The following is an 11,446-nucleotide window of genomic DNA, read 5'->3' on the forward strand; positions in this document are numbered from 1 at the left end:
GGATACGCTGACTTTCCGGGCGATACCGCGGCTTCAGCGCCGTGACAATAACTACCCGGCCCCGATCGGATCGAGTTCTCCGGATAGATGTAGGCATAGACGGGACCTGGCCCATCGATGTGTCAGATTTGCTGGATGGTTCCAGATTCATCCATGCGAAAAAACTTCGGCCGCAACTCGAAAGTCGGTGTTTTGTGCGTGCACATTACTGGCCCGACCGTGCACACTACGTCGCCCGCGCCGACGGTTCAGCAGCAAACCGGATGGGCCGCGGCCGGACCTGGCCACGCGTCGACAATGTCCTCGATCGGGCGACGCGGAGTCGGGGCCAGCGGGGCGGAATGGGCCGGGGCCCAACCTATGCGGATCATGGTTTGGGGATAGGCACAGTCGTAGAGGACTGCCGCGCGGATGTCGTCGCGGAGTTCGCGCAGGCCCAGGGGTTCGGTCTGCAGGCAGGTCGACAGGCCGAGGTGGGTGGCCTCGAGCAGCAGGGCGCTGGTGGTTTCGCCGGCCCGGAGCTGGGCGCGGCGGTCGTCGTGGGGCGTGCAGATCACGAGCCACTCCGCCGCGTCGGGGGCTTCGTGGTCGTCGATCAGGTCGGCGTCGGCGAATATCCGGGCGGGGATTTCGTCGGCCAGGTGCGGGCGAGGCGTGTTGGCCGAGGGGACACCGTCCGCGGTGCTGCGGCGGCCGCTCCACGCGGCCAGCTCGAGTTGGTAGTCGGGGTCCTTGGCGTGGCGCGCGACCGCGGCCTGAAACGAGGGCACCAAACGCAGCCGGAGACTCTCCGGGACGTGGCGGACTACGGCACCGAACTTGGTCGCACGGGTGGAGATGGTTTTGAGATAGCCGGCCGGGATTTCCAGCGAGCGGTAGCCGCGACGGTCGGTGTGTCGTTGCAGTAATGCGGCGCCGAGGTCGATGTCGGCCTGGCTCGGCTGATGCGGTGCGAACTCGATGGTCGCGAGGTGGTCCGGCTCGTTCGGGTCCGGCAGGTGCGTCACGGCGGCGGACCAGCCGAGGACGGCCAGCGCGACGCGCAGATGATGCAGCACGGCACCGCAGCTCACGATCAGCTTGCCCTGCTGGGGATCGCTCGAGACGAGATGGCGCTGCGGGTCGGCCCACAGTTGGATCGCCCGCTCCTGAATCCGCCATCGCCAGGGCTGAGTGTTGTGGATGGACGGCGCTCGCACCGCCATCTCCAGTGCGATCTTGACCGTGTCCATGCTCGGCGACGAAGCCATGAGCTCGAGTCCATCCTTCCGATCGAGATAGTTCGGCAGCGCATCACCACGGCTGAGCAGGCCATTCGCGATCAACACCGCCATCCAGTCTCATCGCGGATCGGCGGACTGTCATCGAGTCATATGTCACGTCGCGGCAATGGTACCGGTATCCACCGCCGTATCGCCGCGTTCCGGCCGGCCGTGGCTCGCACCGAATACACGGTTCGAGATCCAGCGGTACGGGGATATGCTCGGCGGCGTTCGGGTCGGGTTTCGCCAACGTTCCAGGAGATCGCTGTGCTGACTTTCGCTCGCAAGCTCGGTATCGGCGCGATGCTCGGTGTCGCGTCGGGGTTGTCGGCCGCCGGTGTCGCCGCCGCGGCCGTGACAGTTCCGTTCCAGATCGCTCCCGCCCCGTTCGGTAATCCGAACGGTAGTTTCGACGCACCCGCCATCCAGTGCGTGGCGGTGGTCGGCGACCAGCCCGGCACCGTGGTGATCACCGGAGGTAAGCCGGGCGGTTGGGGCTGCATGCTCACCGCACCCGTGCAGTGGGTAAACCTCTCGACCGGCGCGACCGGAGCCACGCGCCTGTCCGACGGACTGAACGGGATCCCGGCACAGGCGTCGGTGAGCACCGGTGCCGGACAGGTTGTCTTCATGGTCAGTTCGCCTAGTTCTCCCACGGTTACACCGGGTTTCGCGACGCTCTACGTGCCGTAAGCGGGCGGGTGCCGCCGGTTCGTCGACGATGCGGCGGCGTTGGCGGGATCAAAACTATTGCTGGTCACCAGGACTCGGATCAGTGTTCCCACTGACTATCCCGCGTGACACCCGCGCGGTGAGTGTGGACTAGATCGCCCGTAACCTGGCTCGGCCGTTCACGCCGACCGAGATCGCGAGTTTCGTGTGGAGCTGAGTGTGCGGCCGCTGCCACGCGTGTTTCGACCACGACTCAGAACGCCGCCGCGGGGTTCGGCGGCGACTCCGGCTCCGATTCCGTCACGGATTCCGAGTCTGGCTCCGGTTCGGGTTCAGGTTCCGGTCCGGGGTCGGGCTCAGGTTCCGGTTCCGGCTCAGGTCCAGGCTCGGGCTCGGGCTCGGGCTCGGGCTCGGGCTCGGGCTCACGTTCCGGGTCTGGGTCTGGTCCGGGCTCAGGCTCCGGTCGGGGCACCGGGTCCGGCTCGGGCTCCGGCTCCGGCTCCGGGTCCGGCTCGGGTTCCGGCTCCGGCTCCGGGTCCGGCTCGGGTTCCGGCTCCGGCTCCGGCTCCGGGTCCGGCTCGGGTTCCGGCTCCGGCTCCGGTTCGGGGTCTGGTTCGGGGTCTGGTTCGGGCTCCGGTTCGGGGTCTGGTTCGGGCTCCGGCTCGGGCTCGGGCTCGGGCTCCGGGTCCGGCTCGGGCTCGGGCTCCGGCTCGGGTTCCGGGTCCGGGTCAGGGTCAGGTTCCGGTGCAGGCTCTGGATTCGGTTCGGGTTGTGGGTCTGCGTTCGGGTTGGGGTTGGGTGTGGGGGTTGGGTCTGGTTCCCATGCCGCGTTGTCCGGAGGTGTGGGTGGGCAGTAGGCGGGGATTGGGGGGACTGCGAAGTATCTTGGCGTGTACGGGATTTTTGAGGATGTGTCGGGGATCTCGGGGGTCCGTTCGCCGTCGTGTGTCGGGTGAGGGTTTGGGGTGGGTTCTGTGTGGACGTCGGGTTGCGGGTGTTCGGCTTGTGGCTGTTGGTGTGCGGGTTCCGACGCCGGGTGTTCGGGCGGGAGGGAGAGACGAGTGGCCGTATGCCCCTGCGCATCAGCCTGTTTCGCGTAATGGTCGAATTCCGCGCGGAGTTCTCTGCGTTGGGCGAGGAGTTCGTCGATCTGCCGTCGCAGATTGATGCGCTGCTGGAGTAGGTCGTTCGGGTGCAGGCCGGCGCCTTCCAGATCGGCGCTCCGCTGGGCGAATTCGTCGACCCGTCGTGCCAGTGCCCCCGCGCCTGCGCGGCGCAACTGCTCCGGGGTCATGCCTTCTGGATCGATGCCTAGTGCTCGCACCTTCTCCCGGATCGCATCGATGATCTCGTCCGGCTGCCGGACCTGTGACGGCGCACGCTCCCCTGTCGGTCCCGACGTATTCTCCTTTCCCGGTGTGGATTCCGGCCGCGCGTGGGTGGGCGCGGCTGGTTTCTCCGTGGTTGCGGTTCGTGGATGCTCGAATTCGGATCGAAGGTCTTGTCGCAAAGCCAAGATGTCGTCGATCTGCCGTTGCAGGGCCTTCCGGTGGGTGAGGTGCTCGTTCGGCGGTAGGCCCGCACCGTCCAGGTCCGCCATCGAGGCGGCGAGTTCCGACAGGCGACGCGTAACCGCATCCATGCCGCTACGATGCACCTGATCGGGGCCCATCCCCTCCGGGTCGACCCCCAACCCGCGGAGCTTCTCGCGGATCTGGTCGGAAACCTCGGCCGACCGTCTCGCCTCGGCGGCTTGCGCGTGGTCCTCGCCGGGCACACGAGACTGCACGTGCGGCTGTTCCGTTCCAGGAGTACGACTTTGGGATGCCGCCTTCTCCGTAGCGCTTGCCTCGACGGGGGTCCCGACGCGAGCCGAATCCGGCCGACGATCAGGTGTACCCGCACGCGGTTCGGAGCCGGCCGAGCGAATATCGGCACCGCCCGCTCGCGGCGTCGGCGCCTCAACGCGCGAAGGTCCGGACGGCTTCGACTGGGAGCCGTCGACACCGGCCGAGGGTCTCCCCTGACCTTCGTCACCACCACCCACCGACTTCCACCGGCCCCCGTCCCCACCAGCCGCCGACTTCGATTGCCCCCGATCAACCCCAGCCGGGTTGGCCTCGTGCGCATCGCTGCTGACCGGCGCGGGGTGCGGCTGAGTACGGCCCGGAGCGTGCGCCGGATCGGATGGATTGCCGACCACCGGTGACTGATTCGCATCACTGTCGATATCGGCTCCCGACTGCTTGGGTGCGGCGGCCGAGGTTTCGCCGTCGGTGCTCGTCGTGCCTCCGACTTCTGTTGCGGAGGATTCGATTTCGCTCCCCCTGGGTGATGCTTGTTCTGGCGGAGCGCCATTCTCAACGGGCGGGTGCAGCTCGGTACCACCGGCCTCCGGGTGCTGTTGCGTTCGTGCGCCTTCTTCTTGCGGTACAACGGAATTCGGTCCATCGTTTGCGCGCCCGGTCGGTTCGACCGGGTGCTTCGAATCTACGATCGGCGTGCCTGCTCCATCCCCTCCACGCGTCGACGAGGTAGAACCGTCGCCGCCCGGCCCACCGGCAGACTGAGATTCTCTGGGACCGGCGACGATTCCGGATTCGTAGTTCCCGGTGCGCGCCGGTGTCACCTGATGGGCACGCTGCGCCGGTTCCTCCGGGATCCCGGCGCGGCTCTCACCATTCCGCGCACCGGAATTCGTATTCGAAGCGCTATCGGCCTCGTTCATACTCCGGTTCGGTGCATCCCCCGGACGGCTGCCAGCGGAGACCTCCCGATTTCCGCTGCCATGGACAGACGAGTCTCCCGAGCGGTGTACGGAATCAGTGCCGGTCCCGTTCCGCGAATCCGCACCACCTGCCGGGTGGACCCGAGCGGAACTGCCGTCACCACCGCCGAATCGCGCTGGTTCCGCCGCGTCGAATCCCCGCGCACCGGCTCCACGCCCAGACGGCGCATGCCGAAACCCCTTGCTGCCACCGGTCAATACCCCGTAGGCCGCCCCGCCGGTCAGCAGTCGCGGATCCCAGGTCCACCCATTGGCGAACCCGCCGACACCCCATGCCCCCAGCGCCCCGGCCATACCCGATCCCGCACCGACCGCCGCGCCTTTCCACGCACCACTCCAACGTCGCTCCGGCAGTGGAACTTTCGCCGCCGCCTTGCCGAGCAGTCCCCCGGCGGGTCCGCCGACCACACCGGCCGCCGCGGCGGTATACGCCGTCGTACCGACCCGATTCCAGTCGATCCCGTCCCGATGTCCGGCCCCGACCTGATACGCCTGGATCGCCGCATCCTGCCCCGCACCGAGCACCGTGCTGAACACGACATGCTTCGCCGTGAACTTGGCCAGCGCGGCGAGTCCGGTCTTGGCCGCGAAGCGAGCGATCGCGCTGACCGCACGCTGACCGAGCACTCGCACCGCCACCCGGGTCACGGCGATGGCCGCCGCCTCGACCAGCGGCGCGGTCGGCGGAAACAACCACGCCGCGGCGATTTCGAAGGCCAGCATGGCCAGCGAGCTGATGACGAGGATCTTGGTGTACTCGATCTCGGTGCCGAGCGCATCCGCGGATTCGACGACATAGTCCAGGATTTCGGCCAGCCGCTCCAGCGATTCGGGACCGCGGTCCAGCTTGTCCAGCGCGGCGGTCATCTCCTCGGCGCCGTCACCCCATGGATACGCCTCGACGGTCGCCTTCCTGGCGGCGGCCAAATCCGGGAGCAACGCGCGGATGTCGGCGGCGGCCTTGCGCCAGTCGGCGGCGATGGCCCACATCTTGTCTTCGTCGCCGTCGGGCCAGTCCGATCCGGCGATCCAGCCGAGCCATTGCAGCTCGCTGGGCATGGTGATGGACATGCGATTTCAGCAGAAGTCGTACTACCGCCGGTCCATTCGGGCCAACAGGTCTGCGGCCTGGTACTGCCCGGCGGAGTACGAGCCGAGCGTCGCGGCGGTCTTGCCGATGCCGTCGGTGAGGTTCTTGTGCGCGGCCACATAGCCTTCCGGGCCGTCGGCGAAGGTGCTGCCGTAGCCATCGCCGCCCCAGGCCGCGCCCTTGGTCGCCAACGCGGATTCCAATGTGCTGAGAATGTCGTTCATCCGATCCTGCAGCAGACCCATTTTCCCTGCCGCACTCCGCAATTGCTCCGGAGTCACCCCGATCTTCGACGCCACGCCTGATCCCTTTCACCAACGATCCGGATTCAGACGATGTCAGCGTCCGACCGCGCCGGGAAAGATCCGCGCGACCGATTTGACGGTTCCCTGACATGCGCTGCCGGGCAACAATTCTGCGCATATCGGCCGGACCAGGGCCGGTCTCTCCGCTGACGGCAACCGCCCAGACCATCGAAAGTCCCGACAACCGTTGACGCGTCCTTTACACCCGGCCGACCTACACCGACCGCGCATGCTCCGTCCGCATCCGCTCCGCGAGCGTGCGAAAGACGGTAAAGTTCGGAATCAAGCTCACCGGAAGCGATTCCAGCGGCACGGCCGCCCCGGCAACACCGACACTGACCCACCCGGCGCTCAACGCGATATCCGTCACCCGCGACCACGGCTCCGACCGCTCCCCCGCGCCGATCTCGTCCCGCGTCATCCAGAAGTACTCGAAGTCGAGACACCCGCCTGCCTCGAGTACCGCTACGGCCCTCGGCAGCTGAGCCGCGGTGATCGCCCGATCGATCTCCGGCCCCCAGTCTGCAGGACGCTCGATCCCCTGCCGCAACACGATCGGATCACCAGCCGTGTCGGTCACGGTGTAGGCGTACGAAACCTGGTTCGCAGCAGGTGAATCCGCATGCTCGACAATATTGCGCCGCAGCGTCGTGGTGCCGTACCGGACACAGCGCGCCTTGCCGCCGACGATCACGACAAGCCCGCGCTCATACAGATCCAGTCGCACCCGCCGGTTCCGGCCGTGGATATACGCCAGCCACAACAGATCCCACAGCAGCCGGCCCCCGACCATCAGCATGCCTGTCACGCCGACGATGGCCACCACCGCCACACCACCCACAAAACCCGAAATGGTCACCAGCGCGGCAGCGAGCGTGGCTACACCTTCGACGACATAGCGCCGAATATCGGGTTGCGCTGCCGCATAGGTACTTCGGTGCGAACCCAGCCCCTCATGCCCCGCAATCCGGCCGATCTCGGCACGAAGTTCGACATCGTTGCCCGCAGGATCCGTCACGACGGCTGACTATGCCCCCGCCCCACCGCCTCGACCACCGTCATTGACGGAACCCATACACCCGACCTCACCGGCGCAGCGCGGTCTCATTCGCCATGTGCGACAGCTTCTCGGGATTGCGCACCGCGTACAGCCCGGAGATCCGGCCGTCATCGATCCGCAGCGCCACGACCGTGTCGACCTCCCCGTCGAGCCGGTAGATCAGCGCAGGCGAACCGTTGACCTGCACCGGCTCGACGGTCATCGCCGCACGAACGCGATCGAACCCGAGGGCGAGCAGGCGAGCCACCTTGTCGGCCCCGACGACGGGCCGCGCGACCGCCTGCTTGATTCCGCCACCGTCGCCGAGCAGCACCACGTCCGGCGCGAGGATGTCGACCAGGTCCTGCATATCGCCCGTCTCGATCGCCCGTTGGAAGGCGGCGAGCGCATCCCGGGTCTCGGTCTGGGAGACGATGCCACGCGGCCTGCGCGCGGACACATGGGCCCGGGCCCGATGGATGATCTGCCGGACCGCGGCCGGAGTCTTGTCGACGGCCTCGGCGATCTCGTCGTAGGACAGATCGAAGACCTCGCGCAGCACGAACACCGCCCGCTCGGTCGGGGCGAGCGTCTCCAGCACCAGCATCATCGCCATCGACACGCTGTCCGCCAGCTCGACGTCCTCGGCCACATCAGGCGCGGTGAGCAGCGGCTCGGGCAGCCAAGAGCCGACATAGGACTCCTTGCGCCGACCGAGCGTGCGCAGCCGGCTCAGCGCCTGACGGGTGGTGATCCGCACCAGATACGCTCGCTGATCCCGAACCTGCTCGAGCTCGACGCCCGCCCACCGCAGCCAGGTCTCCTGCAGCACGTCCTCGGCATCGGCGGCCGAACCGAGCATCTCGTAGGCGACGGTGAACAGCAGGTTCCGATGGGTGACGAACATGGCGGTCGCCGGGTCCGGCTGCTCGTCCCGGCTCCGGTCGGGCGCGGTCTTCGGCGTACCTGCCATGGGTGGCTCCTATCTCTGCACTCGGCTGTCACCCCACCAGATGCCGCGCGCCGCGATTCTGTGACACCTTCCGCGTATGACACACGTCACGTCCGCGCGCCTGTCACAGCGCCCGGGTCGCCGGCATCTGGTGTTCGTTCGAAACAACACCACGAGTGAGGACGAAGTCATGGAACCCCGTATCGACCTGTTCACCAACGAGCTCGGCGCCAAGTTCAGCAAGCGGTTCGCCAATGCCGGTCTGCCGATCGTGCAGTCGACGCTGCCGAAGCCCACACAGGAGCTGGTGTCGTTGCGCGTCAGCCAGATCAACGGCTGCGGCTGGTGCGTCGACCTGCACACCAAGGACGCCGCGGCCGCCGGGGAGAGCGCGCTCCGGCTCAACCTGGTCGCGGTCTGGCGCGAGGCGACCGTGTTCACCGAGGCCGAGCAGGCCGCGCTGGCCCTGGCCGAGGAGGGCACCCGGCTCGCCGACGCCGGCCAGGGCGTGTCCGACGAGACCTGGGCCCACGCGCGCAAGCACTACGACGACGAACAGATCGTCGCCCTGGTCGCGCTGGTCGCGCTGATCAACGCGGCCAACCGGCTCGCCGTGATCGTGCATCAGAAAGGCGGCTCCTACCAGCCCGGCATGTTCGACAGCCTGATGAACTGACCACCCGAATCGCGCCCCCGCCCAGGATCATTCGATCCGGGCGGGGCCTGGTGGTCACGCGGTTCGCTTCCGCCCCACCAGCATTGGCGATCCACCGCGAACAACACCGGAGACCGCGTGATCAAACTCATGTAGGTGAGGCTTGCCTAACTGGTAAGTTGTCGTTGTAATGGCCGCCATGGACACAATCCATATCACCCGCCGCCGCCTGCTCACGACCGCCTGCGCAGTCGGGCTCGGCGCCGTCGCCACCGCGTGCTCGGGGTCCCGATCGGACGATTCGTACTCGGGACCGGGCGGCTGGTCGTTCACCGATGACCGGGGCAGCACCGTCCACACGAAGGACGTGCCGTCTCGGATCGTCGCCTTCGTCGGCGCGGCCGCGATGCTCGCCGATTGGGGCCTGCACGATCGCGTCGTCGGCGTCTTCGGCGAAACTCGCGCGCAGGCAGGCGAACCGGCGCCGCTCACCGGCGAGCTCGACCTCGGCAAGGTGACCGTGCTCGGGAACAACTGGGGCGAATTCAATGTGGAGAAGTACGCCGCGCTCGAACCGGATCTCCTCATCACCGATATGTATGCGCCCGACCGGCTCTGGTACATCCCGGACGAGAGCAAAGCGAAGATCCTGACGATCAACCCGAACGTGACGGCGGTGCGGGTCTCGCACCGGACGCTGCCGGAGACCATCGCGCGCTATTCCGAGCTCGCCCGCTCGCTCGGCGCGGATCCGAACGCGCCCAGGGTCATCCAGGCGAAGGCTCGGTTCGACGCTGCCGCACAGGCGGTTCGGGACGCGGTCGCGCAGCGGCCAGGGCTACGCGTCATGGCGGCCTCGGCCGCGCCAGGCATCTTCTATGTCTCCGATCCGAAAGCCTCTGCCGATCTGAGCTATTTCGCGGAACTGGGAGTGGACCTGGTCCGGCCGGATCAGCTGCCCGCGGACGACTTCTTCGAGGAACTGAGCTGGGAGCACACCGACAAGTACCCGGCCGATCTGATCCTGCTCGACCGCAGGTCCACCGGGTTGACCCCGGAGGCGCTGACCGCCAACCCGGTCTGGCGCGGCCTGCCCGCGGTGCGCGCCGGCCAGGTCGGCGGCTGGCAGCCGGTCTATCGGTTCTCCCACGCGGGTACCGCACCGCTGCTCGAGGATCTGGCCGCGACCATCCTGCGCTCCGCCACAGTCATCTGACCGGGAGTCACCATGCGCACCCAGCCTTTTCGCTTCTTCGAGAACGTGCCGGTCCTGCGGACCGAGCCGCTCAGTCCGTCCCAGCTCCGCATCGTCTTCGGCGGTCCGTCGTTGGCGGGCTTCGACAGTGGCGGTCGCGATCAGAGTTTGTCGCTGTTCCTGCCACACCCCGGTCAGGCGAAACCGTGGGTGCCCAAGGACGCCGGGGAGAACTGGTTCGCCGAATGGCGGGCCGCCGATCCCGAGGTCCGCGCGGTGATGCGCGCCTACACCGCGCGCGAGCATCGCCCCGAAACAGGCGAGCTGGACATCGATTTCGTCCCGCATGCCGACGGCGGACCCGCCTCGCGGTGGGCGGCGAAGGCGCAACCGGGCGATCGGGTCACCATTCTCGGACCCGCCGACAGCGACAATCGCAGCGTCGCCTTCCGCCCGCCCGTCGACACCGGCTGCGTCCTCATCGCCGCGGACGAGACAGCCCTGCCCGCCGCGACCAGCATCCTCGAATCCCTGCCCGCCGGCACCGTCGCCAAGGTCTGGATCGAGGTGCCGCACAAAGCCGATCGCCGCGAACTGCGCACCCGCGCCAACGCCGAGATCACCTGGCTGGTGCACGAAGAACGCACCCGCGGCCGGATCGTACAGGCGATCCAAGACGCCGCACTACCGCACGAGCGCCCCTACGCCTGGATCGCCGGCGAATCCGGTGTTGTCCGCGCACTACGCCGCCACCTGGTCACCGACCGGCACATCCCCAAGTCCCACATCACCTTTCGCGGCTACTGGCGCCTCGGCGCCACAGAAGACGACCTCCGCAACGAATAACGCCCCACCCACTACTCAGAACACCTCACACGGTCCGCAACATCCCCGTCAGCACAGTATGGCGGTCGATGACGACTTCACTCGTCGGCCGGAAGCCGCCATGTTCAGCAAGCACGACGCTCGTCTCATTCGTCGCTATGAGGAAGACATCCGCGTCACTTGCATCGATACGCGCTCGAACCAGACTCGCGGTCAACCCCCTCCCGCGAGCGGCCGGCAACGCTCCCCCGCACGCCAGATACAGATGCGGCGTTCGGGGTCGAAGGCTGTCGAGCCGGCGGGACACGGCCAGGGCACGCGGTAGCGCAACTCCCAGCGAACGGAGCAAGCTGAACGGCTTTGCCATCGGCGAGACTACGCCCGCCCGCTCCCACAGCACGACGCTCACGACCTCGTCACCATCCGAGGCGGTGTCGACGAACCCATGGCGCCGCCGCGCTTCCACGCGGGAGTGCCAGAAGCGCGGCAGCGCGCGCCGGCGGCGGGCTGGATCCGGCCAGAAGTAGGTCATCAGCGGGTCATCCAGGAACGCTTCGGCAAGAACTCGAGCTTCCGGAGTCATGCAGCCGACCCTAAACGTCCGGCACCGACCTCGCCGCGGCAATCGCCGCGGGTCCGCAATCCGGTGAAAATGCTTTATGT

The 11,446-nt window shown here is 67.6% G+C and carries 10 protein-coding genes; 4 read left to right on the plus strand and 6 right to left on the minus strand.

The annotated features are described in order from the left end of the window. Window positions 1-248: 248 nt before the first annotated feature. On the minus strand, window positions 249-1,334 hold the full coding sequence (locus ACFQ9K_RS09160) for an Acg family FMN-binding oxidoreductase (RefSeq protein ID WP_378718190.1): 1,086 nt from the start codon (window positions 1,332-1,334) through the stop codon (window positions 249-251). A 198-nt stretch (window positions 1,335-1,532) separates the two neighbouring features. Here ACFQ9K_RS09160 and ACFQ9K_RS09165 point away from each other — a divergent pair, with 198 nt between their 5' ends. After that, window positions 1,533-1,955, plus strand: coding sequence for a hypothetical protein (locus ACFQ9K_RS09165; protein ID WP_378718208.1), 423 nt, complete (start codon window positions 1,533-1,535; stop codon window positions 1,953-1,955). 232 nt (window positions 1,956-2,187) lie between these two features. On the opposite strand, the gene ACFQ9K_RS09170 is transcribed toward ACFQ9K_RS09165, so the two are convergent. From ACFQ9K_RS09170 to ACFQ9K_RS09185, 4 genes are all read right to left on the minus strand, one after another. Beyond that, window positions 2,188-5,793, minus strand: coding sequence for a hypothetical protein (locus ACFQ9K_RS09170; protein ID WP_378718189.1), 3,606 nt, complete (start codon window positions 5,791-5,793; stop codon window positions 2,188-2,190). Between the two features lie 21 nt (window positions 5,794-5,814). Continuing rightward, on the minus strand, window positions 5,815-6,111 hold the full coding sequence (locus tag ACFQ9K_RS09175) for a WXG100 family type VII secretion target (protein ID WP_378718188.1): 297 nt from the start codon (window positions 6,109-6,111) through the stop codon (window positions 5,815-5,817). Window positions 6,112-6,331: 220 nt separating this feature from the next. Next, on the minus strand, window positions 6,332-7,135 hold the full coding sequence (locus ACFQ9K_RS09180; RefSeq protein WP_378718187.1) for a DUF6585 family protein: 804 nt from the start codon (window positions 7,133-7,135) through the stop codon (window positions 6,332-6,334). Between the two features lie 67 nt (window positions 7,136-7,202). Beyond that, entirely contained in the window at window positions 7,203-8,129 is a 927-nt protein-coding gene (locus ACFQ9K_RS09185; protein ID WP_378718185.1) for an RNA polymerase sigma-70 factor, read from the minus strand. Window positions 8,130-8,298: 169 nt separating this feature from the next. Between ACFQ9K_RS09185 and ACFQ9K_RS09190 the strand changes: the two genes are divergently transcribed. From ACFQ9K_RS09190 to ACFQ9K_RS09200, 3 genes are all read left to right on the plus strand, one after another. Beyond that, window positions 8,299-8,784 carry a carboxymuconolactone decarboxylase family protein gene (locus ACFQ9K_RS09190; protein ID WP_378718184.1) on the plus strand — a complete coding sequence of 162 codons (486 nt, stop codon included), beginning with the start codon at window positions 8,299-8,301 and terminating at the stop codon, window positions 8,782-8,784. A 178-nt stretch (window positions 8,785-8,962) separates the two neighbouring features. After that, window positions 8,963-9,979, plus strand: coding sequence for an ABC transporter substrate-binding protein (locus ACFQ9K_RS09195; protein WP_378718183.1), 1,017 nt, complete (start codon window positions 8,963-8,965; stop codon window positions 9,977-9,979). 12 nt (window positions 9,980-9,991) lie between these two features. Further along, the gene (locus ACFQ9K_RS09200; protein ID WP_378718182.1) at window positions 9,992-10,804 is read left to right on the plus strand and encodes a siderophore-interacting protein; all 813 of its coding nucleotides are present in this window, start codon (window positions 9,992-9,994) and stop codon (window positions 10,802-10,804) included. A gap of 25 nt (window positions 10,805-10,829) precedes the next feature. Here ACFQ9K_RS09200 and ACFQ9K_RS09205 read toward each other — a convergent pair whose 3' ends face one another. Further along, window positions 10,830-11,366: a hypothetical protein gene (locus ACFQ9K_RS09205; protein ID WP_378718180.1), complete on the minus strand. Its 537-nt coding sequence runs from the start codon at window positions 11,364-11,366 to the stop codon at window positions 10,830-10,832. Between the last annotated feature and the right edge of the window lie 80 nt (window positions 11,367-11,446).

The sequence above is a fragment of the Nocardia sp. NPDC056564 genome (genome assembly GCF_042793755.1).
Taxonomy (GTDB): Bacteria; Actinomycetota; Actinomycetes; order Mycobacteriales; family Mycobacteriaceae; genus Nocardia.